This window comes from Steroidobacter agaridevorans (assembly GCF_009932555.1).
Classification (GTDB): Bacteria; Pseudomonadota; Gammaproteobacteria; order Steroidobacterales; family Steroidobacteraceae; genus Steroidobacter; species Steroidobacter agaridevorans.
Genome location: NZ_BLJO01000008.1, coordinates 133,197 through 157,666, shown reverse-complemented (window position 1 = coordinate 157,666; position 24,470 = coordinate 133,197). Strand labels below are relative to the sequence as shown.

22 protein-coding genes and 1 riboswitch are annotated in these 24,470 nt (G+C 63.2%); of the genes, 9 read left to right on the top strand and 13 right to left on the bottom strand.

Annotated features, from left to right (window positions below; translation table 11 throughout):
* Positions 1-6 precede the first annotated feature (6 nt).
* The 8 genes from GYH35_RS34680 to GYH35_RS26435 all read right to left on the bottom strand — a co-directional run bounded on the left by GYH35_RS34680 (position 7) and on the right by GYH35_RS26435 (position 8,404).
* The gene (locus GYH35_RS34680; RefSeq protein WP_202624733.1) at positions 7-471 is read right to left on the bottom strand and encodes a hypothetical protein; all 465 of its coding nucleotides are present in this window, start codon (positions 469-471) and stop codon (positions 7-9) included.
* On the bottom strand, positions 468-1,154 hold the full coding sequence (locus GYH35_RS26465; protein ID WP_161813226.1) for a tetratricopeptide repeat protein: 687 nt from the start codon (positions 1,152-1,154) through the stop codon (positions 468-470). The genes GYH35_RS34680 and GYH35_RS26465 overlap by 4 nt, the downstream gene beginning before the upstream one ends.
* Positions 1,135-3,951, bottom strand: a complete 2,817-nt coding sequence (locus tag GYH35_RS26460; protein ID WP_161813225.1) for a tetratricopeptide repeat protein — start codon at positions 3,949-3,951, stop codon at positions 1,135-1,137. The genes GYH35_RS26465 and GYH35_RS26460 overlap by 20 nt, the downstream gene beginning before the upstream one ends.
* Complete coding sequence (locus GYH35_RS26455; RefSeq protein ID WP_161829972.1) at positions 3,948-5,882, bottom strand: tetratricopeptide repeat protein; 1,935 nt, start codon at positions 5,880-5,882, stop codon at positions 3,948-3,950. The genes GYH35_RS26460 and GYH35_RS26455 overlap by 4 nt, the downstream gene beginning before the upstream one ends.
* Positions 5,883-5,885: 3 nt before the next feature.
* Positions 5,886-6,479, bottom strand: coding sequence for an AraC family transcriptional regulator (locus tag GYH35_RS26450; protein WP_202624731.1), 594 nt, complete (start codon positions 6,477-6,479; stop codon positions 5,886-5,888).
* An 89-nt stretch (positions 6,480-6,568) separates the two neighbouring features.
* Entirely contained in the window at positions 6,569-7,114 is a 546-nt protein-coding gene (locus tag GYH35_RS26445) for a TlpA family protein disulfide reductase (protein WP_202624729.1), read from the bottom strand.
* A gap of 70 nt (positions 7,115-7,184) precedes the next feature.
* Positions 7,185-7,269: riboswitch (cyclic di-GMP riboswitch) on the bottom strand.
* Positions 7,270-7,560: 291 nt separating this feature from the next.
* Positions 7,561-7,806: a hypothetical protein gene (locus GYH35_RS26440; protein WP_161829971.1), complete on the bottom strand. Its 246-nt coding sequence runs from the start codon at positions 7,804-7,806 to the stop codon at positions 7,561-7,563.
* 46 nt (positions 7,807-7,852) lie between these two features.
* Positions 7,853-8,404, bottom strand: coding sequence for a hypothetical protein (locus GYH35_RS26435; RefSeq protein ID WP_161829970.1), 552 nt, complete (start codon positions 8,402-8,404; stop codon positions 7,853-7,855).
* Between the two features lie 396 nt (positions 8,405-8,800).
* On the opposite strand from GYH35_RS26435, the gene GYH35_RS26430 reads away from it, so the two are divergent.
* The 6 genes from GYH35_RS26430 (at position 8,801) to GYH35_RS26405 (ending at position 15,552) form a co-directional block, all read left to right on the top strand.
* Positions 8,801-9,382, top strand: a complete 582-nt coding sequence (locus GYH35_RS26430) for an ECF-type sigma factor (RefSeq protein ID WP_209005447.1) — start codon at positions 8,801-8,803, stop codon at positions 9,380-9,382.
* The gene (locus tag GYH35_RS26425; protein ID WP_161813221.1) at positions 9,379-12,153 is read left to right on the top strand and encodes a serine/threonine-protein kinase; all 2,775 of its coding nucleotides are present in this window, start codon (positions 9,379-9,381) and stop codon (positions 12,151-12,153) included. The genes GYH35_RS26430 and GYH35_RS26425 overlap by 4 nt, the downstream gene beginning before the upstream one ends.
* An 88-nt stretch (positions 12,154-12,241) precedes the next feature.
* The gene (locus tag GYH35_RS26420; RefSeq protein WP_161813220.1) at positions 12,242-13,081 is read left to right on the top strand and encodes a lipid-binding SYLF domain-containing protein; all 840 of its coding nucleotides are present in this window, start codon (positions 12,242-12,244) and stop codon (positions 13,079-13,081) included.
* A gap of 174 nt (positions 13,082-13,255) precedes the next feature.
* Entirely contained in the window at positions 13,256-13,711 is a 456-nt protein-coding gene (gene gspG, locus GYH35_RS26415; protein WP_161813219.1) for a type II secretion system major pseudopilin GspG, read from the top strand.
* 58 nt (positions 13,712-13,769) lie between these two features.
* Complete coding sequence (locus GYH35_RS26410) at positions 13,770-14,093, top strand: thioredoxin family protein (RefSeq protein ID WP_161813218.1); 324 nt, start codon at positions 13,770-13,772, stop codon at positions 14,091-14,093.
* Positions 14,094-14,175: 82 nt separating this feature from the next.
* Complete coding sequence (locus GYH35_RS26405; protein WP_161813552.1) at positions 14,176-15,552, top strand: DHA2 family efflux MFS transporter permease subunit; 1,377 nt, start codon at positions 14,176-14,178, stop codon at positions 15,550-15,552.
* Between the two features lie 31 nt (positions 15,553-15,583).
* Here GYH35_RS26405 and GYH35_RS26400 read toward each other — a convergent pair whose 3' ends face one another.
* Entirely contained in the window at positions 15,584-17,014 is a 1,431-nt protein-coding gene (locus GYH35_RS26400) for a M20/M25/M40 family metallo-hydrolase (RefSeq protein ID WP_161829969.1), read from the bottom strand.
* Between the two features lie 157 nt (positions 17,015-17,171).
* Complete coding sequence (locus GYH35_RS26395) at positions 17,172-18,068, bottom strand: LysR family transcriptional regulator (protein WP_161829968.1); 897 nt, start codon at positions 18,066-18,068, stop codon at positions 17,172-17,174.
* Positions 18,069-18,182: 114 nt separating this feature from the next.
* On the opposite strand from GYH35_RS26395, the gene GYH35_RS26390 reads away from it, so the two are divergent.
* Positions 18,183-19,346 (top strand): MFS transporter, encoded by a 1,164-nt coding sequence (locus GYH35_RS26390; RefSeq protein ID WP_161813551.1) that lies wholly within the window; start codon positions 18,183-18,185, stop codon positions 19,344-19,346.
* On the opposite strand, the gene GYH35_RS26385 is transcribed toward GYH35_RS26390, so the two are convergent.
* A complete protein-coding gene (locus tag GYH35_RS26385; protein WP_161829967.1) occupies positions 19,343-20,203 on the bottom strand; it encodes a DMT family transporter in 861 nt (286 codons plus the stop codon). The genes GYH35_RS26390 and GYH35_RS26385 overlap by 4 nt on opposite strands.
* A gap of 148 nt (positions 20,204-20,351) precedes the next feature.
* Here GYH35_RS26385 and GYH35_RS26380 point away from each other — a divergent pair, with 148 nt between their 5' ends.
* Both GYH35_RS26380 and GYH35_RS26375 read left to right on the top strand, forming a co-directional pair.
* Positions 20,352-20,792 carry a DUF1203 domain-containing protein gene (locus tag GYH35_RS26380; protein WP_235936862.1) on the top strand — a complete coding sequence of 147 codons (441 nt, stop codon included), beginning with the start codon at positions 20,352-20,354 and terminating at the stop codon, positions 20,790-20,792.
* 277 nt (positions 20,793-21,069) lie between these two features.
* Complete coding sequence (locus GYH35_RS26375) at positions 21,070-21,486, top strand: GFA family protein (protein WP_308683812.1); 417 nt, start codon at positions 21,070-21,072, stop codon at positions 21,484-21,486.
* A gap of 201 nt (positions 21,487-21,687) precedes the next feature.
* Here the strand turns inward: GYH35_RS26375 and GYH35_RS26370 are convergent, their stop codons facing one another.
* A complete protein-coding gene (locus tag GYH35_RS26370; RefSeq protein ID WP_161813212.1) occupies positions 21,688-23,481 on the bottom strand; it encodes an ABC transporter ATP-binding protein in 1,794 nt (597 codons plus the stop codon).
* Between the two features lie 209 nt (positions 23,482-23,690).
* Positions 23,691-24,470, bottom strand: coding sequence for an alpha/beta hydrolase (locus tag GYH35_RS26365; protein ID WP_202624723.1), 780 nt, complete (start codon positions 24,468-24,470; stop codon positions 23,691-23,693).

Below are 24,470 nucleotides of genomic sequence, written 5' to 3'. Positions count from 1 at the left end.
TGCGACCTACTTCTCAGTGCTCGGAGGTTGCGAAGGTGGCGCATCGGCGCCACCGTTAATTGCACCGTAGTAGGTCACTTCACGACGAAAAACGTCACGGTCGACTGGCGTCAATGCCTCGTCCAGCAGCGTGTTGAACGGCTGCGCGGGCAGATCGCCGAGATCCGATTTCTTCCAGGGCACCACGTACATCACCTTGGGCAGCTCGCGGTTGCCAGTCACCGTCGTGGTCTCCAGATCGAGTCGATCGTTGCGCACGACTGCACGCGGGCCTCCTGCTCGTTCCGACGAAGTCGACGGCTCCGCTGCCGGCGGCGCTTGATCAGCCGATACATTCGTCGTCTTGCTGGTATCGACAGCAGGACCCGCCGCTGTCGCCTCTTTGGATAACGTGCCCTGCTCCTCGGCCGCAAACACGGCGACCGAAGCAAACATCAGTAGCAGAGACAGAGTGAAACGCTTTGTGCTCATGGTGCTTCGCCAGTTTGGGCACTTCGCGGATCGGCGCCGATCCGTTTCTTCAGTTCGGTCACCCAGCCGTTGACCTTCGCGTCAGGCGAGCTCGCCGTCGACAGGTAGCGCTCATACGCTTCGAGCGCACGCTGCGGCTCCTGCAGATACAGATCGCACAGCACGCCGAGATTCAACCAGGCCAGCGCATAGTTCGGATCGATCTGCACCGCGCGCGTATAGGCATCGTTCGCTTCCTTGAACTTGCCTTGTTTGCGCTGGACGATGCCGAGTTGATTGAACGCCGCGGCGTTGTTGCCATTGCGCGCGATCGCGTCGCGAATGGCTTTTTCCGCCTCGTCCAGCTTGCCAGCCTTGGCGTGCAGGATGCCAAGATTCAGCAGCGGGCCGGAATACGATGGATACGCAGTCGCGAGCGCACGGAACCCCTGCTCGGCGCTGGCGAGATCGCCCGAGCTCATCGCTTGCACGGCGCGCTCGAACTGTTGCACCGCTTCGGGCGGCAGCACCGGTTCGACCGGCACACCCGCGGCAGCTTCGGCGGCGGCTTTCTCCTGCTGCGCGTCCGAATCTGTCGGCGCAGAACCGCAGCCTGACAGCAAAAGACCGAGCAGCGAGGCGACGATCAGGCCGCGCCAGCCACGAGCTTCCGAATGAGCGCTGTCAAGGCAACGTCGGCACATAATCTTCACTGATCTCGGTCTTGGCATAGCGCGCCGGCTTCAATTTCGCCAGCACATCGAAGCTGCGCTGGACCCATTGATCGTAAACGCCATCGCCGGTGCGCTGCGCATTGGTCTCGTGCAATTCGATGGCCTTTTCCTCGAATGGGAAGGCCTGTTCCTCGAGCAGCACGTCGTACTGTTCCTTGGCCTCCTCGTCCAGGTTCTTCGGCCGTTCCGACGCCATCAGGTCCGCGCCCAGCTGACGATACAACTCGGCCATGCCGAAGGTGGCCTGAGTGGTCACCTCCGCGACGCCGTAATCGAGCGCCTGACTGTAGACAGCCAGCGTCTTTTCCATCGCCTCGCGCTTGGTCTTCAGCGACTTGTTCAATGGCGCGGTCAGTCTGATCGAATTGAACATCGCCACCGGCAGGTCGGCGGTTTCGATGGTCGCCTTCGCGGCCAGATATTTGCTGCGATCGGTGCGCGCCGCGCCGGCCGATTTGTCGGCGCGGATGATTTCATCCAGCCACTGCGACCGGACTTTCACGTCGTTCTGCGCCTTCGCCATGTCGGCGAGCTTCTGCCGCGCATCCATCGCAGCATCGAGTGGCGACGGATATTGCTTCACGTAGCTTGCATACAAACGTGCCGCGTTGGTCGGCGAGGCTGCCTTGTCATAGAGCTCGGCCGCCTGCCATAGAGCAGCGCGCCGGACTTCGACAGGCTCTTGCTCACGCGCAGCCACACGCTCCAACTCGGCAGCGGCTTGCGTGCCGCGACCCAGTTCGAGATAGGCGACCGCGAGCGAACGCGTCGCGTCCGGCACCAGCTCGTGATTGGGATAGTTGCGACGGAATGTTTCCAACACCTGCGCGGCCCGCTCCCACTGCTTGTCCTGCAGCAGGATGCTGGCGGCATCGTACTCAGCGTTGGAGCGCGCCTTCGAGTTCGGCGCCAGCGCCGCGACCCGCAGGAAGTCGTCGACCGCACCGGTCGAATCGCCCGCCGTGCGCTTCGCTTCGGCTTGTTTGTAAATCGAAGCGGCGATGCGCTCTTCGATGTTGGCGCGATCCGGATCGTTGGCAGGCAGGAAGCCCTGCACCTTCACGTAGGCCGCTTCAGCCTCGCCGAAGCGACCGCGATCGAACAGCGAGTGCGCCAGCAACGTGGTCGCCGTGCGCGCCAGCTTGCGATCGACCGGCGGATTGCGCTCCAGAATCGATGTCGATACTTCGATGACGCGGTCGAAATCGTTGAGCGCGAACAGATCTTCGTCGGCCTTGGTCTGTACGCGCGCCGACTCCGGATGCTCGGGGAAGCTGGTCGCAAACATCAGCGCGCTCTCGATGCCCTGCTGATGCCATACCGCTTTGGACTGACCCTGCAGCGTCGGCTCGTGCTTCTGATAAGAGACCAGCGCGGCGTAACCGGCGGCCGAAGACTTCGGATGCGCCGGATAGTCGTACGCCGCCGTTTCATATTCCTTGGCCGCTTCGGCGAAGCGCCCGGACTCGAACAACACTTCACCCAGCACGAAGCGGTTCGCCGGCGCTTCCGGATCTTGCGGGAACGAGTCGAGCATCGCGCGATACCAGCGCGCCGCGGACGCATAATTCTCCGGCTTCTTATCCTTCTGCGCGAGCGCATAGTAGAACTCGGCCAGGTCCTTCTGGTTGGACTTCAACTGCGCAGCCACTTCGGGCGCATCGGCAACGGTGCGCTCACGCCAGAAGGCGGAGCCGAACGCGTAACGCTCGACGAATGCCTGCTTGCCTTCGATGACCAGCGACGCCAGGCGGCCCTTCTGATAGGCATCGATGGTCCGCATCTGCAACGACGGCGCATAACGGTCGTCGGGGCGCCGCTTGGCGAACGCTTCGAACGCCACGGCCGCGTCCAGATAGCGTTCCTTCTCCAGATAGAAATCGCCGAGCGCTTCGTACACCAGATGCGCGTACGGCGGATCGCCTCGCTGTGTCATCGTGGCATCGAGCGTGGCCGGCCCGTCGAGATCCGAGAAACTGATCGCCATTGCGCGCAACGCATCGGTCGTGAGCTCGCGCTCCGGTCGCGTCAAAGAATCTCGCGGCCGCAACTGACCATCCCGCACGAGGATGCGATCGAGCAGCCGCATGAAGGCGGAGACACTTTCCTCGCCGAGCGATTGTTTGAACAGCGACCAACCGAGCTTGTAGAGGCCCTGCTCGAAGAAGCCCGTATCCGCGCCCGGCGTGGTCACCGCCACGTACGCGTTCTCGGCGTCTCGATAACGACCGAGACTGAACAGGATCTCGCCGCGACGGAACTGCGATTCGACCAGCCATTGGCTGCGTGGATAAGTCGCCACCAACTGGTCGAGCACCGTCAGCGATTTCTCGAGCTGGCCTTTCGCTTCATAGGCACGCGCCAGCTGATACATGACGACGTCGTTGCGCTCGTAGTTCGGGTAGGACTTCAGCAGTCCTTCGTACAGCTGCACGGCTTCGTCGACGCCGAGACCGCCAAACGCACCTTCGGCCGTGCGCGCGCTCTCGTCTTCGACCTGCAGGTCGCCGAGACGACGCATGGCTTCGGCGCGCAGCTTCTCGTTCTGCGATTCCATTTCGAGGAAGCGGCGGTACTGCTCGATCGCCTGCTGCATCTTCACGTCGCTCGGCGGATCGCGATTGACCTTGACCTCTTTCTTGTCGAGATCGCGGATGGTTCGCGGCGCCGGCTTGACTGGCGGCGGCTCGGCGGCGAACGCCGGCATCGCGATGGCACTGGAAAGCGCGACGGCGACCAGGAAACGGAGCTTGTTAGATCCGCTCATTCCGCGCCTCCCTTGTCGACGCCGCCCTCGCCGGCGGCGTTGTTGCCCGTCGCCGCCTTGTCATAGATCGAAGCCAGCGCGAAGCGCGCCTGCAACGAATAGGAGGCCAGGCGTTGCTTTTGCGACTCCAGTTCCTTGATCGCAACAGCCGCCAGATAGCGGTTCTGAGCCTGGGCGGTCGCTTCCAAGCGCGCGCTCAAGCCATCGAGGCGCGGCGGCAACGTAGCCACACGGCGTGCAAACTCCTCAGTACGGGCGGGATAGTCACCACGCGCGCGCTCGACGAGCACCGACCGGCGACGCGCTTCTTTATAAGCGACATCCAGCTCACGCAGTTCCTTGCGAGCACGCCACTGGCGGGCCTTGAAGCTGCCATTGAAATCCCAGAGCAGCTTGCCGCGGATCAGGCGCGCCTTCTCGCGCATCTCCTGCACCATCGGGTCGTTCTGGTCCGCCTTCGCGAGCACAGCTTCGATCTGCTGCACCTTGGCCCATTGTTCCTTTTCGCGCGACGTGGCGAGCGCAGTCACATCGTCGTCGCGCTCGGTCGCGGCCAGCCGCGACTCCAGCTCGTTCTTGTGAGCTTCCATCGCGTCCAGGTCGACGGTGTCGAGCGTCTTCTGCAAGCCCGGCAGACGCTGATCGTAGGCACGGCGGCGCGTGTCCACCATGTCTTCGAACGCCTGCACGCTCAACGCCCACGTTGCGAGGTTGCGCTGCATGAGCCGCAGGTCGCGATAGTTCTTCAAGCCTTCCTGGAACTCGTGCGTGGCCAGCAGGTGATACAGATAACGGGTCTCGGGCGCGTCCGGCAGATTCTGCAGCTGCCAGTACCAGCCGACCTGATCGGCCTTGTCGTTCTCGACGATGGCGTCGAGCAGCTTGCCGTCGCGGATCGCCTGAATGGATTGATCGATGCGCTGGGACTCGGCCGCGAACGCTTCAACCGCGTTCACATACTGTTCCGCCGCCTGACCTGTTGCATCGAGCTGCGCGTATGCATAAGGAATGGCGAGATACGATTCCTGCACCGCTGCGTCGAGGATGTCGCGATCGCGCAGCTCCGTCCACGGCGCGAGCGCCTTGTTGAACTTTTTCTCCGCCGAGTCGGCCCAGCCCACTGCCAGCAGCGCCTTGTTCGACTGCGGGCCTTCCAGCCGCACTCGTTGCAGCACCTTCTTCGCGTCTTCGGGACGGTTGGCCTTGAGCCAGGCGAAACCGAGCGCGAGATTGGCTTTATCGCGCAACGCTGCAAGCTCTTCGGTCGGCACCGCGATCTGGCCGACTTCATTCAACAACTCGGCCGCTTCCTCGACTCGTTCCTGACGGACCAGTGCGACACCGATGTTGAAGCGCGCGTACGACGACCAGACATCGCCGCCGGCGCCCACCGGTTGCCACCGCTCCAACGCGCGGATCGCGTCGTCGTAACGGTTGAGATACATCAGCACCTGCGCTTCGAGCAGATGACGCTCCGGCTCGAGATCGCCGGGCAGCGCGCCGCGGATCGAAGCCAGCGCGGTCGCGGCGTCTTCCAGATAGTCGCGCTGATACCAGACCTTCGCGAGGTAGAACCAGGCGCGATTGCGCACATCGAGCGGCACGTTGTCGTTCAGCAACGATTTGAAGATGCGGCCGGCTTGTTCATGCTGACCGAGCGACAGATACAAACCGCCCTTGAGCAACTCGGCCTCGACGCCGTGGTGCCCGATGCGATTGAAATCCTGCGAGGCGCCGAGGCGCGTCAGCGCCTGCAGATAGTCGCCCTGATAGAAATAAAACAGCACGTCGCCCCAATGCAGATCGCGCACGACCTGAGGCGTGCCGACCAACGGCCGCGGCTCGGGAGGTTTCTTCTCCTTCGCGATCGCGCTGGTCACTCCTAGCGCGAGCAGCACGGCAACGAGAACTTTGTTACATCGTCCGGTCACGGGTTATTCCCATTCCTTGACGATGAACTCGGGCTGCGCCTTGACGGCTTTGTCGCTGATCTTCAGTTCGACATATTTGGCGCCGACGCCTTTCTCGAGCTTGATGGTCGCGCCACGGCGGTAGTCACGCTGGTTCGGGCCCTGGCCGGTGAACAGCGCGATCAACTCGTGCTCGCCCGCTTTCAGATTGCCGATGAACACGCGATGCACGCCGCCCCTGAGCAGCGCCTGCGCCTCGCGCTCGGTGTACAGATAGTTGGCGACTTCCTTGTTATCGAGCTTCAGGGTCACCGAGTCGAGCGCGAAGAACTCGCCCACGTCCATGGAAACGAACACCGCCACCTGGGTATTGGCCGGGAACAGCAGCTCTTCCTCCAGCACGAACAGCTCGCGGTTCAGGTCGAGCACTTCTTTCTTCAGTGCCTGCACTTCTTCGTCGAGGCTCTTGAAGCTGTCGCCGCCGGCCGTTGCCGAAGGAGCCGGCGCGCTGGTGTCGGTGAGTGGCGCAGTGGCCGCATCTTGGGCGGTTGCCAGCCCGGCCGCGAACAGCAGGGGCAACAGCGTGACAGTTATTTTCAGGAGGCTCTGACGCAGCATGGCAATGTCCGGGAAATCCGTGGATGGTGCTCGAGAGTTCGATACGAGTTCGGTGCAGTGGGCGAAGCGGATGAGCGGTTGGACGCGAGTCACTCGTTCAGCAGTTCACGCAGCTTTTCGGTGTAGCGCGTTTCATATCCGGCCTTGTAGCCCTCGGAGATGTAGCGCACCACCCCTTCACGATCGATCAGTACGGTCAGCGGCATGGTGCTCGCCTGATAGGCGCGACTCACTTCCTTGCGAGCATCGAACAGCACCGGATAACTCACTCGCAGCGTCTTCGCCATTTCACGCGCCGCATCGAGATTGGTTTCCTCATCCAGGTTGACGCTGAACAGCACCAGGCCGGCGCGGCGGTACTTGCCATAGATCTCATCGAGCAATGGCATCTCCTGGCGGCAAGGCCCGCACCAGGTTGCCCAGAAATTGATCAGCACCACTTCGCCGGAGTGTTCAGACAGGCGCATGTTCGCGCCGTCCCACGAGCGCAATGCGAAGTCGGGCGCGGGCTGGCCGACGAGCTGGGTTGCCGGCACGCATACCGCAGGCCCGAGCAGCAACAACGCCAGCAAGGCAAAGCGCGGCATCCGTGCGGAAGCCCGGAGCGGCGGACGAGCTTGTGAGAACTGTGACATCGAACTTTTATTCGTCGCCGGACACGCGTGAGGCAGCCGATCGGCGCCTCCACATGAATGAGAGGCCGGCGCTGGCAACCCCGCTGTCCTAGGATCATTCCCTTAGACCGGTGGCTTTGCGTCCCCACCTTTCGGTGAGTTTGCCCTTGCTTGAGGCGGCGCCTGACTCGAGTGTGGCAACACCTCTGACAACGCCAGCTAGGGTGCTATACGCAGCGCAAATATGTCAACGAACGAAGTGTGATGCCAGCGGCGCAAAAACGCGACGGGCCTGTGACTTGCCGCACATTTCAAAAGTCTGTCGGTAGGCGACGACAACACTGTCGGCGCCTTGTATCCGTACGCAGACGACTGACAGCCTGCCCCTTCCCACGATGTGTATCGATGAGCAGGCGGCGTGCGACCGGCGGGAGGGATCCGGTCGCACGCACTGTTACGCCTGCAAGTCAGATGGGCGCTTTCAGACCTTCGTAGTCGGTCGATGCGGCGGTGGCCTTCCACATCGCGATCTGCTCCGGAGTCACGGTCGACACACTCGAGCCCTGCTCCGAGGTCAATGTGTCCGACGGCAACGTGATCTGCTGCTGCTCGACCATCGCGGCCTGCTCGTGGCCATACAGGAACGTGCTGGCGACCGCGGTGCCGAGCGTGAGCAACATGGCGGCGCCAAGGGCGATACGACGCTTTGTCATCTCTATCTCCAACTCGAATTCAAAACGGGCGAAAAGGATTCGTTTGTTAAGCGAGCACCGGACGCTTGCCGCCGGTGTCACCATCGGCGAGGTTCAGCACCGGGCGCTTACCGCCGGTATCGCCATCGGCCAGCACCGGACGCTTGCCGCCGGTGTCGCCGTCGGTGAGGTTCAGCACCGGACGCTTGCCGCCGGTATCGCCATCGGCCAGCACCGGGCGCTTGCCGCCAGTGTCGCCATCGATAATGTTGAATACCGGGCGCTTGCCGCCGGTATCGCCGTCGGCCAGCACTGGACGCTTACCGCCGGTGTCGCCATCGACAATGTTGAATACCGGACGCTTGCCGCCGGTATCGCCGTCGGCCAGGACCGGACGTTTGCCGCCGGTGTCGCCGTCGGTGATGTTGAATACCGGACGCTTACCGCCGGTGTCGCCGTCGGCCAGGACCGGACGCTTGCCGCCCGTGTCGCCGTCGACAATGTTAAATACGGGGCGCTTGCCGCCCGTATCGCCGTCCGCCAGCTGCGCGCCAGAGGCCGCGTTGAAAGCAAACAGAGCGCCCGCCACCGCCATCGACATTGCAAATACGTTACGCATGACAACAACCCCTCCCGGGAAAAGTGCTAAAAAACGCCAGTCCTTACTGGCTCGATCACTGAGTTAAGCGATGTCCCCTTGAGAATCCCGTCACAGCCCCCTGGACAAGCGGAAGAAAAAAGGAACAATCAGTACATCGCTCAACCGGGATTTCGGGAGATCCCGGAAATCAATCGGTTGGGCCGGATTCAGGGACGGCCGTAAGGCGGTTTTGGCTTGGCGACGCGGTACAGCCGGCGCGCCAGGTGAGAAACTGTCGCACTCGAGCCCGTAAACTAGAGAACCGTCGAAAACGCCCAGGCGTTTTCGGTTGGAAGAACAGACAGGCCCCGAATCGGAGACCCGCAACTGAGCAACACAATCGCAGCGGCCATTCCACCGCCCGACCGCCAGGCAGTGACACGGCTGTTGTCTGCGTGGCAGTCAGGGGACACCCGCGCCCTGGAACGACTGACGCCGCTCATATATGAGGAGCTGCGTAACCGGGCTCGCCGCTATATGAAACGCGAGCGGCCGGGCCACACCCTGCAGGCCACCGCCGTCGTGCACGAGGCATTCGTCAAGCTCGTCGAGATGAATGTCTCGTGGCAGGACCGTGCTCATTTCTTTGCTGTGGCCGCGCGGCAGATGCGACGTATTCTGGTGGACCACGCCAAGAGCCGGTTTCGTGACAAACGCGGCGGCACCACCACGGGCTCGCTGAACGACTTCGACATGGACGTGCTCGAGCTCGGCCCCGCCACCGCGGGCGACATCGACGTGCTGGAAATCGACGAGGCCTTGCAGCGCCTGTCCGGCAACAATCCTCGGCTCGCGGAGATGGTGGAGCTGCATTACTTCGGCGGCCTCACGTATCAGGAGCTGTCCGAGACCCTGAAAGTGTCCGAGGCCACCGTCGACCGGGAGATCCGGCTCGCCAAGGCCTGGATCCTGCGCCAGATCCGACCGCAACGGAATCGCGAACCCGAAGCCTCATGACGACCGGACAACCAGGGAAGACGGTCGACGATCGCTGGGAGCGGTTGCAGGACCTGTTCTCCCGCGCCGTCGAGTTGCCGGAACACGAACGCGAAGCTTTCATCGCCGCCGAGACCGGCGACGACAAGGACCTGAAAAACGAGCTGCTCGAGCTGCTTGCCTGCGATGTCGGCCAGTCCACCGGCCCGCTGACCCATGCACTCGGCGCCGCCATCGACGCCACCACCCGCGACCGGCGCAAGGCGCTGGTCGGCCGCGTCATCGGCAATTACAAACTCGCCTCCATCCTCGGCCACGGCGGCACCGGCACGGTTTATTTGGGCGAGCGCGCCGATCGCCAGTATTCGGCGCAGGTCGCGGTCAAGATCGTCGACAACGCCCCCATTCATGGCGACCTCGGCCTGCGGTTTCGCGCCGAACGGCAGATCCTCGCCAGCCTGAATCATTCCAACATCGCCCGGCTGCTCGACGCCGGCGAAACCAAGGATGGCCAGCCGTACCTGGTGATGGAATACGTGCACGGGGAGCCCGTCGATCGCTATTGCGACCGCCAGCAGCTCGATCTGAACGCGCGGCTGAAGTTGTTTCTGGAAATCTGTAACGCCGTCCAGTACGCGCACCAGAACCTGATCGTGCATCGCGACCTGAAGCCGGCCAACATCCTGGTGACCGCCGAAGGCTCGCCCAAACTGCTGGATTTCGGCATCGCCAAGCTGCTCGATACCGGCGATGCCGCCGCCATGCTGGCGCTGACCCGCATGAACGACCGGCTGCTGACGCCGGAGTACGCCAGCCCCGAACAGATTCTGGGCCGCCAGGTCACGACCGCCAGCGACGTTTATGCGCTCGGCGTCGTTTTATATGAATTGCTCACCGGGCTGCGGCCGTACACCGTGCCCTCCTCGGCCAGCCAGCTCGAGCTGGAACGTTCCATTTGTATCAGCGATCCGCAGCGCCCGAGCACCGCGGTCAAGAAAGCGATGGAAGCGGCCGAGGCTATCGAAGGCGAATCGCCGATCGCGGCCATCGCGCTGGCTCGCTGCCTGCAGCCGGATCGATTGCAGAAGCGGCTGCTCGGCGACATCGATGCGATCGTCATGCGCGCGCTTCGCAAGGAGCCGCAGCATCGCTATGGCTCGGTCGAACAGCTGGCCGCCGACGTTCGTCGTTATCTGTCGGCCGAGCCGGTCGTCGCACGCCAGGGCAACTGGCTGTATTACTCGCAACGTTTCGTGCGGCGTCATGCATTCGGCGTGTCGGCGGGCGCATTCCTCATCGTCGTCATCGTCGCATTCGCGGTCGCGATGTCGGTGCAGAATCAGCGCATCGCCGCCGAGCGCGACCGGGCCGCGAACGAAAGCAAATCGGCGCAAGCCGTGTCCGAATTCATGTTGGATGTGTTCTCCGCGGCCGAGCCGTTCAAGGCGCAAGGCAAGGAGATCACCGCACGGCAGCTGCTCGAACAATCGGGCATGCAAGTGCGTGCCGATAAAGGCATGCGCCCCGAGGTTCGCGCGCGGCTGCTCGCCTCCATCGGCCGGGCGTTTCGTCGCAGCGGCGATCCGGAACGTTCGCTGAGTTATCTGGAAGATGCCGTGCATCTGCGCCGGCAAATGGCGAACGGCGGCGGCCTGCCGGCGGCCGAAGATATGTCCGAGCTCGCGATCACGCTGCGAGCGCTGGGCGACATGAACGGTTCCGCGCGCGTCATCAACGAAGCGATGGCCCTGTGCGAGCGCATTGGCGGCCAGCGCACTCCGACCTACGCAACCTTGCTGACCAATCGCGGTCGCGTGGAATTCGCCAGCGGCGATGTCAGCCGCTCGCGGCAGTCGTTCGAACATGCGTTGGCGTTGAACCGTCAGGTGCGCGGTCCGAACGATCAGGAAATCGCCGTCGTGCTGCTCGACCTGTCGCTGGTATTCATGTGGATGGACGACATTCCGTCGGTGGAGCGCGTGACGCGCCAGGCCGTGGATATCTTCCGTCTGACCGCCAACGATCTGCATCCCGACCGCGTGCTCGCCGAAACGCGTCTCGGCGAAGCCTTGCTGATGCAGAACCACATCAACGAAGCGGGCGTGATGTTCGAGAGCACGCTCGAGAAGCAGCGCATCCTGTTCGGCAACAACAGCCGCCAGGTTGCGGAAGTGCTCGACTCGCTGTCGCAGATCCGGCGCGCGCAGGGCCAGCTGGCCGAGTCGGAACAGTTCGCCGCCGAAGCGCTCGGCTCCGCTGTAAACGCGCTGGGCGCCGAGCATGCGTACACACCGTATTTCCGCACGGCTTATGCGTCGGCGCTCATGCGCCGCGCGAAATACACAGAAGCCGAACGCGAATTGCGCCATTCGCTCGACACGTTGGCGAAGACGCGGCCGGCCGATCATCAATACGTGTGCTCGGCGGAGCATCTGCTCGGTGAAGTGCTGCTCGAGACCAATCGCCTGGCGGATGCCGAAGGGATGCTGACGGCGGCGATGAATCGCTGGAAGCGCACCGATGCGCCGGCCTGGCGCGCAGCCCGTTCGGCGAGCGCGCTCGGCGAAGTGTTCTATAAGCAGGGCCGCATGCGCGAGGCGGAGCAATACCTGACGCGCGCTTACACCGAGCTCGCCGCCGACGACAGCGCCGATCGCGACGTGCGCATCAAGGCGCGCCAGCGCGTCGAGCACTTCTTCATCGCCAACGGCCAGCGCGAAAAGCTCAACGACCTGATGCTCGCCACCAGCGGCGCCGCTCCCAACAAGACGCCGCAAGCCCGCCCGAATTGATCGCCAGGAATCCGCCTCGGGCTTGAACCCACCGCTTCTGTTAAAGTCTCATGACGAGAGTTACTTGTTTGTAGGAGTGACGCCAACGATGCGCACACGACCCAATCCGTTCGCGACCCGGCTCGCGGTGCTGCTGCTTTCCTGCGCCATTACAACGGGCGCTGTCGCCGGCGAGCGGCAGGATGGACGGCTGCTCACCTCGACACAGGTGCTGAGCGAGCTGATGAGCATGCCCGAGCAAAATATTCCTACCTGGTTGATGGAGCGCGCTTACGCGGTTGCCGTCATCCCTTCCGTCATCAAGGTCGGTCTGGGCATCGGCGGTCGTCGCGGCAAGGGCGTGCTGGTGGTGCGCAAGGACACCGGCGCGTGGAGCAACCCGATTTTCATCAACCTGACCGGCGGCAGCTTCGGCTTCCAGGTCGGCGTGCAGTCCGCCGACGTCGTGCTCGTTTTCACCTCAAAGCAAAGCATCGAAGGCATCGTCGGCGGCAAGGTGACGCTGGGCGCGGACGCGTCGGTCGCGGCGGGCCCGGTCGGCCGGCAGAGCTCGGCGGCTACCGACATCGGACTGACCGCGCAGGTGTATTCATATTCGCGCGCCAGCGGCTTGTTCGCCGGCGTCGCGCTCGACGGCTCGGCCATCACCATCGACAGCTCCTCGAACGAATCGTTCTATAAGAAGCCCGGCATCCTCGCCAGCGAGATCATCCGTGCGGACGCACCGACCGCGCCGGCTCCTGCGGATCAGTTCGTGGCAGCCGTGCAGCGCTCGGCGAACGGCAATGCGCCGGCCGCCCCGGCAACGACCCCGGCGCCCGCTGCCCCGGCTCAACCGCCGGCGTCCACGGCCGACAGCTCGGCGCCGAGCGGCGTGCAGACCTACCCCCTCGAAGACCCACAGCCGGGTCAGGAACCGCCGCAGTAACAATGCAGCGAATCTGTGCCGCGAGCGGAGTCGAACTCGCGGCAAGATCCCCCATCTAATCCGCTCGGAGCCGGCGGGATCCGCAGTCCCCAGTTTGCGGACAGGGGCCATCCGGATATGATCCGCGCGTCCCGACACGGCAGTCGGCATGTCATACAGCGCAACGAGATTGCAATGAAATCGACTCAAAAATTCCAGCGCAGCGGCGGTTTTACGCTCATCGAGATCATGGTCGTCGTGGTGATTCTCGGCATTCTGGCCGCGATCGTCGCGCCGAACGTCATGCGTCGCATCGACGATGCGCAGCTGACCAAGGTCTCCAGCGACCTGCGCACCATCGAGACCGCGATGAATTTGTATCGCATGGACAACTTCCGTTATCCGACCACCGAACAGGGCATCAAGGCGCTGTACGAGAAGCCCAACGACTCGAGCGTGCGCAACTGGAAGCAAGGCGGCTATCTCGACGCCACCGCGAGCAAGGATCCCTGGGGCAACGACTATCGCTACGTCTACCCGGGCACGCACGGCAAAGAGTTCGACCTGTTCACCTACGGCGCCGACAACCAGGAAGGCGGCGAGGGCCTGGACGCCGACATCGGCAACTGGGTGAGCGAGAAGCAGCAGTAACCTGCCTACCTAAAAGCCGACTTACGACAGCGAGGTCGGCTCGTTAGAATTTGGCGCCATGAGCGCCTATACCGAGAGCGCGCCGTCGCGCACTGAAGTCGATGCCTTGCCGGGCGCGACCGTGATCGAGTTCGGCACCAACTGGTGCGGCTTCTGTTCCGCCGCCCAGCCGCACATCGAACAGGGCCTGGCCGCCCATCCCGACCTGCGGCATCTGAAGATCGAAGATGGTCCCGGCCGGCCGCTCGGCCGGTCGTTCCGCGTGAAGCTGTGGCCGACGCTGATCTTCATGAAGGACGGGGCCGAGGTCGCGCGCGTCGTCCGCCCCAGCTCGGCCCAGCCCATTCGCGACGCCGCCAGGCAAATCGATTCCACCGAATAGGCGCACGCCCGCGCATGTGAGCACCGCGCCCTCCTCAGCCGTCCAACGTTACCTGCCGTGGCTGGTCGGCGTCGTGCTGTTCATGGAAACGCTCGACTCGACCATCGTGAACACGGCCGTGCCGAGCATGGCGCGCAGTCTGGAAGTCACTCCGCTCAGCCTCAAAGCCATCGTCACCAGCTACATCCTGGCGCTGGCGGTCGGCATTCCCGTGAGCGGCTGGCTGGCCGATCGCTTCGGCACGCGGAAGTTGTTCATCTCGGCGGTCGCCATCTTCACGCTGGCTTCGATCCTGTGCGGCCTCTCGGTGAACGCACCGATGCTGGTCGCTGCCCGCATCCTGCAAGGTCTCGGCGCGGCGATGATGACGCCGGTCGGACGGCTCGCCATCGTGCGGACGTTTCCCAAGTCACAACTGCTCGACAAGATGAACTTCGTCATCATCCCGGCGTTGATCGGTCCGCTGCTGGGCCCGACGGTCGGCGGTTTGATCGTGCACTGGTGGTCGTGGCGCGAGATTTTTTTCGTCAACGTGCCGGTGGGTCTCGCGGCGCTGTGGCTGAGCCGCCGTTACATGCCGGAATATCGCAGCGACTCGCCCCGACCGCTGGATGCGATCGGTGTGGTGCTGTTCAGCTCGGGCGCGGCGCTGTTGTCATGGCTGCTCGAAGTGTTCGGCGAGCATCGCCTCGATGTGACATCGGGTGCGATTCTTTTCTTGCTGTCGTTCGCGCTGCTTGGCGCTTACGGCTTGCATGCGAATCGCACCGAGCATCCGCTGCTGAATCTGCGGCTGTTCCAGGTGCGGACATTCCGAGTCTCGGTGCTCGGCGGGCTCATCACGCGACTCGGCATTGGCGGTCTGCCTTTCCTGCTGCCGCTGTTCTATCAGCTCGGCATGGGCATGCCGGCGTGGCAGTCGGGCCTGATGATGATGCCTTCGGCCATCGCCGCGATGACGGTGAAGGCGCTCTCCCCTCACTTGCTTCGACGCTACGGCTATCGACGCATTCTGATCGTGAACACCGTGTTGATGGGCGTCGTGATCGGCTTGTTCGCGCTGGCGGATCAAAGCACGCCCATCGTCGTGATCGTGCTGCTGAGCTTCCTGGTGGGATCGGGCAGCTCGATGCAGTTCTCCAGCATGAACTCGCTCGCCTTCGCCGACATCGACGCGCGCAACTCGAGCATGGCGAACACCATTGCCAGCTCCATGCAGCAGTTATCGATGAGCTTCGGCCTGGCGTGCGGCTCGCTGCTGACGGGCTGGTATCTGGGAGGACTGCCGCAGACCGATCAGATCGCAGTCACGAATGCGCTGCATGCGGCGTTCATTACTTTGGGCATCGCGACGGTCGTCTCGTCGCTCAGCTTCTGGACTCTGCGTGCGGGGGATGGGCACGCCCTCACGGCGAAAAACGAAGCGCCGGTCGCGACGCGCGAGCCCGTCACTGATTAGTAACGAGACTCGCGCGCCTCTTTACCGGTAATCAGCGAGCGAGATCCTTCAACACGCTGTTCCAATGCGCCAGCGCGCCGTCGATGGACGACACCGGCACGCGCTCGTCGAGACCATGCGAGAACTCATCCGAGTCCTTCATGAACAGCCCCGACACGCCGTAGCTCGGCACACCGTTCGCACGGAAATGCATGCTGTCGGTCGCGCCGGCCGACATCGACGGCACGATCGACAAGCCCGGATAGTTGGCGTGCACCGCCTTGGTCACGGCAGCCATCACATCCTTGCGCAAGGGGGACGCGTCGGCCGGAACCGAGCCTGTGACCACCTGCGTGATTTTCACTTCCGGATCGGCTGCCACCTGGCCGAGCGTTTTCTGGACTTCCGCTATCGGCGTGCCCGGGAAGATACGGCAGTTGATGTTCGCCACCGCCTTCTGCGGGAGCGCATTCGTCGCGTGACCGCCTTCGATCATCGTGGATACGCAAGTGGTGCGCAGCTGGCCGACGTAACTGGGGTCGTCCGACAACGTCGCGATCGCCTGTGCGTCCTCGGGATTCGCCAGGTAGCGCTTGACGGCGTCGGCCGTGGGCCCGGACAACTTCGGCAGGCTCGCAGTGAAGTACGCCGTGGTCAGCTCGTTGCGCATGACCGGGAACTGATACTTGCCGATGCGATCCAGCGCGGCGGCCAGCTGGTTGATGGCGTTCACCTTGCTCGGACGGCTGGAATGTCCGCCAGGATTGGTGACGGTCAGCTTGAAGTCCGCATAGGTCTTCTCGCCCGCCTGCAGGCCGTATACAACCGGCTGGCCTGCTTCGGAGAGCAAGCCGCCACCGGCATCGCCGTTCAACGCCAGCTCCGCATCCTTGAACTGCTCGGCGAGCTTGCGTGTGCTGACCATCGCCGTTTCTTCGTCGCCGGAGAACGCGAGGATCACGTCGCGCTTGGGCTTCCAGCCCTGGCGTTTCAGGTTGGTCAGGGTGGCGGTGATCATGGACACGTCGAACTTGTTGTCGGCCGAGCCTCGGCCGAACACATAGCCGCTTTCGAGCACCGGCGTGAACGGATCGCGCTTCCAGTCCTCGCGCTTCGCTTCGACGACATCCATGTGGCCGATGACCAGCAACGGCTTCTTCTTGCTGTCGGTGCCTTTGTAGCGAGCAACGAAGGTGGCCGTGTTCGCGACCGGCTCGATCTCGATGTCGCCAGGCGCATAGCCGGCTTCGACCAGCACGCTCTTCAGATACTCGGCATACGCCGGCACCTGGCCCGCGCCATCCACGGTCCGGAAACTGATCGACTTCTGCAGGATTTCCAGCGCCTGATCGTGCAGAGCCTTATCCACCGCCGGCTTGCTGCCGGAGGCTGCGGCGCCGACGGCAACGCTCATCGCGGCACAGCCGATGAGCGCGGAGACATAATTCTTCAGGAGCGAGCTGGACTTCACTTCGAACCTCATTCGAAACGCCATGGCCATGGCAAGCGCGCATTGTGGCCACGGCGCGGCCGTTTAGAAAGAGGTTTGCCCGCCCGCGGCCCTGACCGCAGGCGTGGGCGAGGATGAAACGTTTTTAATGCGGGCGGATTGGATACAACGCCGCCCGCGGGGCGCGAGCTCAGTCCGCTATCGATACTCGCTCGACCAGGAAATCCATGAACACTCGCACCCGCGCCGCCAGTCGCGCATGGCCGATGTAGAGGGCGTGGATATCTTCACTGTCCGCCTTGATGTGGTCCTGTAGCAGCGGGACAAGGCGGCCGGCACGCACATCGTCTCCGACTAGAAAATCCGCCAGGCGCGCAATCCCCGCTCCGCCCACGCACATCAGTCGCAGCGACTCGCCGGAGTTCGCTATGAAATTCCCCGTGACATGAAATTGTTTGCTCCGCTGGCCGGCGCGAAACGTCCAGCCTTCGATCGTGCGGCGGTAGTTGAAGTTCAGGCAATTGTGTCGATCCAGATCCGCCGGTGTCTGCGGCGTGCCGTGACGCTGCAAATATTCCGGCGCGGCAACGACGAGCCAGCGACTGCTCCCGAGCTTGCGCGCCCGTAGCGACGAGTCTCGCAACGCGCCGTGACGGATCGCGACATCGGTGCGCTCACTGACCAGATCGACCAACGCGTCGGTCAGCGACAGGTCGACCGTGATCTTCGGATAGCGCTGCAGGAACTCCGGCAGCACCGGTATCACCCGATGAATTCCAAACGGCGTCGATGCGCTCACTCGCAACCGCCCGCGCGGCTCGCTCTTGTCGGTCGTGAACGAGCGCTCCAGCTCATCCAGGTCCAACAGCAGCTTTTGCGCCTGGACCCGAAACTTCTCTCCTTCCGGCGTCACCGAGAGCGAGCGTGTCGTGCGCGTCAGCAATCGCACTCCAAGGCGAGCTTCGAGCCGCGCGACGCTGCGGCTCACCGCTGACGGTGTTTGCCGCAGGGCCTTGGCCGCCGCGGCGAAGCTGCCGCCCTCGACACTGCGCAAAAAGGCTTCGATTTCGCCGGTTCTGTTATCCATAAAGGCGTCCCGATTCGTTCATTCAATGCACGACGGTCGTGTATGCCCACATTCTTATCAACAATCGAAGGCGCCCGCATCATTGCCTTCCCTCAAGACTTCTCGGGACAGGTCATGCCTCTCGCCTTGTATGCGCTCGCGGTCGGCGCCTTCGGAATCGGCGTCACCGAATTCGTGATCATGGGACTGCTGCTGGAAGTCAGCGGCGACCTCAACGTGTCCATCTCCGCCGCGGGCATGCTGATTTCAGGGTATGCACTCGGCGTCATGGCTGGCGCGCCGATCATGACGGTGGTCACTGCTCGCTGGCCTCGCAAGGCGACGCTGCTCGCGTTGATGGCGATCTTCACGATCGGCAATCTCGCTTGCGCCATCGCTCCCACCTACTTCGGGCTGTTAGCCGCCCGCGTGCTGACGGCTTTCGCGCACGGCACGTTCTTCGGCGTCGGCTCGGTGGTCGCGACACAACTGGTCGCGCCTCAACAGCGCGCGTCGGCGATTGCGATCATGTTCACTGGTTTGACGATCGCGACGGTGCTCGGCGTTCCGTTCGGCACCTGGCTCGGTCAGCTCGCAGGATGGCGCGCGACATTCTGGGCCGTGGTCGGCATCGGCGCCTTTGCGCTGGCGGTCATCGCCGTGCTCGTGCCGCGCGACGCCGGACAGATCGAAGAAGGCAACTGGCGCAGCGATCTGCGTGCGCTCGGCCGCGGCCCGGTCGTACTGGCATTGCTAACAACAGTGTTCGGCTTTGGCGGGATGTTCGTTGTGTTCACCTACATTGCGCCGCTGCTGACTCAGCTCACGCACGTCAGCGAGCAGGCCGTGTCGTTGGTGATGCTCGTGTTCGGTGGTGGCCTGGTCGTCGGCAACATCGTCGGCGGCAAGCTGGCGGATCGCTATCTGGAAGCCACGCTGATCGGTTCGCTGCTCATGCTGGCGGCCGTGCTGGGCCTGATGACGTTCGCCGTTCATGACGGCATCGCCATGGTGATCTTCGTGGCCCTGCTCGGTGCGGCATCCTTCGCGACGGTGCCGCCGCTGCAGATGTGGGTGCTGGAAAAATCCAATGGAGCGGGCCAGAGCCTCGCGTCGAGTTTCAACATCGGCGCGTTCAACCTCGGCAACGCGCTCGGCGCATGGCTGGGCGGCACGGTCATCGATCATGGCCCCGGCTTGCCGGCGCTGCCTTGGGTCGCTGCGGTGCTGCCGCTGCTTGCAGCCGCGCTGGCGCTCAAAGGGCTGCGCGCCTCGCGAGTTGCGGCAGCGACCTGCTAACCCGTAACCGCTAGAGCAATGACGCCGGTAACGATGAGCACGGCTCCCGTCAATCGGATCGGCGTCACTTGTTCCTGCAGCAACCGAGCCCCGAAATAAGTGCCGATCAATGTCGCCAGCTCGCGCATGGGCGCGACGTGTCCGATGGGAGCATGTTTCATCGCGTACAACACCAGGATGTAGCCCAGCGGGCCGAGCACCGCGACGATGAGAATGGGCGAGCGATACATCCGCCATTCCGCAAGCAGCGCAGGCGGGTCTCTCAGCGCCATCGGCGCCAGCACCGTGAGGCGAAGCATGTTGCCGGTGAAGTCGATGAGGAACGGCGACAACATCAGCGTCTTCACGGCCCAGCCGTCGTTGATCGTATAGCCGGCGATGAATACGCCGGTGAGCAGGCCCAACGCGATGCCGGCGCGCGGCGCTTTGTGAGCTTCGTTCGCAAGACCGGACACCATCAGAATGCCGCCGACGATCAACAGCACGCCAAGCACAGAGAAGATGTTGGCCGGCTCATGCAGGATAAACGTGGCCGCAAGGAATGACAGCAACGGGCCGGTGCCACGCGCCAGCGGATAGACCAGCGACAAATCGGAAACCCGGTAGCCGGCCTGCAGCGTGAGCGAATAGCCCATGTGCAGAATGCCCGTCATCAACAGCGCCACCCAGTGGGCCGTTTCGAACTCCAGCTGAGTGGTCGAAAGAACCCATATCACCGCCGGTGCGTACAGCACGACCGAGCCCAGCGAATACAACCAAACGAAATGACGCGAGCCCGACGCGCGTTTGGCGGCCAGATTCCAGGTGGCATGAGTGAACGCCGCCAGCAGGACGGCCGCGATCGCAAGGGGATGCATGCGGCGATGTTAACAGGCACTGGCCGGCGGCCACGGAAGAAACGTCGGCAAGAAGCGGAGTGCCCCCCGGCGACCGCGGCGGCAATGTGGCGCCATCGATTCGCCCATCCTGGAGCCGACCATGAGCTTTCAAATCACCGGACTGCCATTGAGCCAGTTCTCGCCGTTGTTCTCGATGTCCGATGAAGAACTGGCGCAGCAGGGCGCGATTCGCGTAACCGCCGACGAACGCCCCGGCTTTCCCTGCCGCGTCAGCCTGCAAGACGCCGAGGTCGGCGAGAAGCTGATCCTCCTGAACTACGAGCACCTGCCCGTCGCGACACCCTATCGCTCACGGCACGCCATCTACGTCCGCGAAGCCGCGAGCGAAGCACAGCTCGCCATCGACGAAGTGCCTCAACAAATGCGCCCTCGCCTGCTGTCCCTCCGCGCCTTCGACGCCGACGGCATGATGAAAGCCGCCGACGTAGCCCCTGGGACGGCCATCGAAAAGCTTATCGAGCAGATGTTCGCCAACCCGAGCATCGCCTTCCTGCATGTTCACAATGCGAAGTGGGGCTGCTACGCCGCCCGGGTGGATCGCGCGTAGCCATTCAAGTGGCGTCGAACGAGTTGGGCGATGAATTGCGGGCGCCGCAGAAGGGGCAGACCACGGCAGTGTTGAGATGAGCGCGGTCGCAGTGGCGACACTTGATCAGTTCCTTGCTCAGGTCCACCGCGCCGTCGGCGACGCCATCCAGCAAATCGGTGCTCTCCGCGTCGTTCAGCCTGGGCCCGCAGCCGCTGGATGTCGGAGTCTTGGAACAGGTTCCAGATGAAGTCGATCATGAGCTGTCCTTGGCTTAATACATTGAGCTGGCTCCGACATGCTATCGTCGGGCATGCTCAAAACATACTCAGGCAGCTGTCATTGCGGGGCGGTGCGGTTCGAGGCGGAGATCGATCTCACGCTGCCGACTTATCGCTGTAATTGCTCAATTTGCGCGAGAAACCGGTTCTGGCCGGCGATCGTGATGCCGGAGCAGTTTCGCCTGCTGGCCGGCGAGGCGGAGCTGACAAAATATTTGTTCAACACACGCCGCAACGAGCATTACTTTTGCAAACATTGCGGCGTGCGCTCGTTCGGCATCGGCAACACGCCCGACGGGCAACGAATTTATGGCGTGAACCTGGGCTGCCTGGAAAACGCGACGCCCGAAGAGCTGGCCGCGGCGCCGATCGTGTACGTCGACGGCAAGCACGATAATTGGAACAACGCCCCGGCGATCACGAGCTATCTGTGAGACGGAGCCAGCGATCACGGCCAATCTCCGAGACCGCGCCAGCCATCGCCGGCTATATCTGAGCAGGCATCAACCTTCCCTGCGCCCATCGCAGGGTCCGCCGTTCAGCACGTGATCCTTCTTGGCCCCGCAGGGAAAAAATAAAAAAAGAAATTTCCCCCTCTCCCATCGGGAGAGGGGGCCAGGGGGTGAGGGTCTTCTTTAGCTCGCCTTAGACACTTCGACGATCCCACCCGACTGCCGCTCAAACAAACGCCGATAGTGCCCATGCGACCGGCGCAGCAGCGCCTCGTGCGACCCTTCCTCGACGATCCGGCCGTGCTCGAACACCAGGATGCGATCCATCGCTCGCACCGTCGACAGTCGATGCGCGATCACGATGGACGTGCGGCCCGACATCAAGCGATCCATCGCCTGCTGGATCAGCGCTTCCGACTCCGAGTCGAGGCTCGAAGTCGCCTCGTCGAGAATCAGAATCGGTGCATCCGCCAGGAACGCCCGTGCCAGCGCCACACGCTGCCGCTCACCGCCAGACAGCTTCACACCTCGCTCGCCAACCAGCGTCTGGTAGCCACGCGGCAGGCGCACGATGAAGTCGTGTGCATTCGCCAGCCGCGCGGCCCGCTCGATCTCCTCCATCGTCGCATCCGGCCGGGCATACGAGATGTTCTCGGCCAGGCTGCGATGAAACAGGATGGGCTCCTGCTGCACGATCGCGATCTGCGAGCGCAACGACTCCTGCGTGGCATGCGTAACGTCCTGCCCATCGATCAGCACGCGCCCCTCGGTCACGTCGTACAGCCGCTGGATCAGCTTCACGAACGTGGTCTTGCCCGAGCCGGAATGCCCGACCAGACCGATGCGCTCGCCCGGCGCAATCCGCACGTTCAGATCCCGGTACAGCGGCGTGTGCTGGCCGGCGTAACAGAACGTCACGTGATCGAACCGCACCTCGCCTGCATCGATGCGCAACGGCCGCGCGCCGGGCGAATCCGCCACGCCCAACGGTTCCGCATGCAGCTGAACCATTTCTTCCATTTCGTTCACGGCACGCTGCAGGTGATGCACGTGCTGGCCGATGTCACGCAGATAACCGTGCACGACGAAGTACGTCGTCAGCACATAGGTGATCTCACCCGGCGTCGCACGTCCCTGCCACCACAGCCACAAGGCAGTCGCCGTAATGGCCGAGCGAACGAACCAAAGCAGCGCGAGCTGCCCGGTGCCGCTCCACGTGTGAAGCATCCAAGTACGATGCGTCCGACGCGACCACTTATTGATGACCCGGCCGAGTCGCGCGTCCTCACGGGCTTCCGCACCGAAGGACTTCACAACCGCATTGCCGCCGAGCGCATCGGCAAGCACACCGCCGATGCGCGTGTCCTGCGCATTGGAAAGGCGCGAAGCCGGAGCGATGAGACGAGTCGCAAGCGTCACCGTCAGCAGCACGTACGCAATGGAGCCGAGCGCCATCACGACGCCCATGATCGGCCAGCGCTGACCGAGCAGGAACACCGTGCCGACCAGCACGACCAATGACGGCAACAGCGCCAGCAGCAGCACGTCATTGATCATGTCGAGCGCCCACATGCCGCGCGTGATCTTCCGCACGATCGAGCCGGCAAAACTATTGTTGTGCCAATCCGTCGAGAAGCGTTGCACGCGATGAAAAGCACCCTGCGAAACTTTCCGCATGATGTTCAACGTGAGCGGCACGACCGACCACCACGCCAGATGCCGGAGCACCACCATCGTCAATCCCAAGCCCGCCATGACGAGGAAGGAATGAAGGGCGACGTCGGCAAACTCACGCCCCTGCGCGAGCGCGTCGACGAGCCGGCCGGCATAAACCGGCACGATGACTTCAGTGACTGTCGCCAGCATCATGGCCAAAGCCACGACGAGGACCAGACCCTTATGCTCCGCCCAATGGCGGAACGTGAAAACAAGCACATTACGGAGGACCTGCGAGCCCTCGACGCGGGATTTGACCATGATGAGCGAGCGCGTTAACCGCGCTGTCCTTGCGAAGCCGATGGAACCTGTCGGATGGCGACGAACACCCCCATGTGGGGATGGAGCCGCAGTTTTTCTACCGGGAGCCCGGAGTTACCGGGTACGGACCGGTGGGAGGTGCATGCTGAATGGGATCATCGGTGCCCTCCTTGCTTCGCGACGGGCCAATGAGAGGAGCGAACATTCAATCATTGTTTGCTGCTTTGAGCAAGCGCCGTTTGCAGCGTCTCTACATACATCGCAGTAGCAGAGATTGTGTTGTGACCGGTGTCCGGGATGATTCGCCGAGTCGCAATCCCGGGCCGAAAGGCTGCGTACAAAGCGTCGGTGCTGGCGCGTGGAATAATTTCATCGTGCTCGGCGACGACGAGCAGCGTCGGCACGTCGACGCGCGGCGCGTATCGAAAGGACTCGTACTTGTCACGAATCAGCCACTTCACCGGGAACATCGGGAACTGGCTGGCGCCCAACTCGGCAATGCTTGCAAAGGGAGTGATCAGCACCAGCCTGGTCGCCGGCCGCTGAGTCGCCAGTCGAATGGCCACACCCGAGCCCAGACTCCGCCCCATGACGATGACGTTCGGATGCCTGGCATGCACGTAGTCGAACAACGCCAACGCATCCTGCGAAATCGCCGCCTCATCGGGACTACCCGAGCTGCCGCCATAGCCGCGGTAGTTCATTAGATACAGCGCATGGTCGGGGAAAGCGTCGGAGAACGACGGCAGGTTGTACGTCACATTCTCGCCGTTGCCGCCAAAGTACACGATCGCATTCGGCCCCTCATGCGCGCGGACGCTGATGACCAGCTCCGCCCCATCCACCGATAACGGCAGCGTCGCCGAGGTCTCACCGTGCGGCCGCGGCTGCGGGTAATAGATCATCGAACGCTGAAAGAAGAACAGCGCGGCACACAGGCCGACGTAGACGATCGCGAGAAAGATGCCGAAGCTGAGCAATGTCTTCAC

What these genes read in the sequence shown, in the direction of transcription:
- GYH35_RS26370 (WP_161813212.1), bottom strand. Translation starts at nt 23,481, where the DNA reads ATGGTCAAATCCCGCGTCGAGGGCTCGCAGGTCCTCCGTAATGTGCTT.
- GYH35_RS26405 (WP_161813552.1), top strand. Translation starts at nt 14,176, where the DNA reads ATGGAAACGCTCGACTCGACCATCGTGAACACGGCCGTGCCGAGCATG.
- GYH35_RS26465 (WP_161813226.1), bottom strand. Translation starts at nt 1,154, where the DNA reads ATGTGCCGACGTTGCCTTGACAGCGCTCATTCGGAAGCTCGTGGCTGG.
- GYH35_RS26375 (WP_308683812.1), top strand. Translation starts at nt 21,070, where the DNA reads ATGCTATCGTCGGGCATGCTCAAAACATACTCAGGCAGCTGTCATTGC.
- gspG (WP_161813219.1), top strand. Translation starts at nt 13,256, where the DNA reads ATGAAATCGACTCAAAAATTCCAGCGCAGCGGCGGTTTTACGCTCATC.
- GYH35_RS34680 (WP_202624733.1), bottom strand. Translation starts at nt 471, where the DNA reads ATGAGCACAAAGCGTTTCACTCTGTCTCTGCTACTGATGTTTGCTTCG.
- GYH35_RS26390 (WP_161813551.1), top strand. Translation starts at nt 18,183, where the DNA reads ATGCCTCTCGCCTTGTATGCGCTCGCGGTCGGCGCCTTCGGAATCGGC.
- GYH35_RS26460 (WP_161813225.1), bottom strand. Translation starts at nt 3,951, where the DNA reads ATGAGCGGATCTAACAAGCTCCGTTTCCTGGTCGCCGTCGCGCTTTCC.
- GYH35_RS26385 (WP_161829967.1), bottom strand. Translation starts at nt 20,203, where the DNA reads ATGCATCCCCTTGCGATCGCGGCCGTCCTGCTGGCGGCGTTCACTCAT.
- GYH35_RS26445 (WP_202624729.1), bottom strand. Translation starts at nt 7,114, where the DNA reads ATGTCACAGTTCTCACAAGCTCGTCCGCCGCTCCGGGCTTCCGCACGG.
- GYH35_RS26410 (WP_161813218.1), top strand. Translation starts at nt 13,770, where the DNA reads ATGAGCGCCTATACCGAGAGCGCGCCGTCGCGCACTGAAGTCGATGCC.
- GYH35_RS26435 (WP_161829970.1), bottom strand. Translation starts at nt 8,404, where the DNA reads ATGCGTAACGTATTTGCAATGTCGATGGCGGTGGCGGGCGCTCTGTTT.
- GYH35_RS26450 (WP_202624731.1), bottom strand. Translation starts at nt 6,479, where the DNA reads ATGCTGCGTCAGAGCCTCCTGAAAATAACTGTCACGCTGTTGCCCCTG.
- GYH35_RS26420 (WP_161813220.1), top strand. Translation starts at nt 12,242, where the DNA reads ATGCGCACACGACCCAATCCGTTCGCGACCCGGCTCGCGGTGCTGCTG.
- GYH35_RS26395 (WP_161829968.1), bottom strand. Translation starts at nt 18,068, where the DNA reads ATGGATAACAGAACCGGCGAAATCGAAGCCTTTTTGCGCAGTGTCGAG.
- GYH35_RS26440 (WP_161829971.1), bottom strand. Translation starts at nt 7,806, where the DNA reads ATGACAAAGCGTCGTATCGCCCTTGGCGCCGCCATGTTGCTCACGCTC.
- GYH35_RS26400 (WP_161829969.1), bottom strand. Translation starts at nt 17,014, where the DNA reads ATGAGGTTCGAAGTGAAGTCCAGCTCGCTCCTGAAGAATTATGTCTCC.
- GYH35_RS26425 (WP_161813221.1), top strand. Translation starts at nt 9,379, where the DNA reads ATGACGACCGGACAACCAGGGAAGACGGTCGACGATCGCTGGGAGCGG.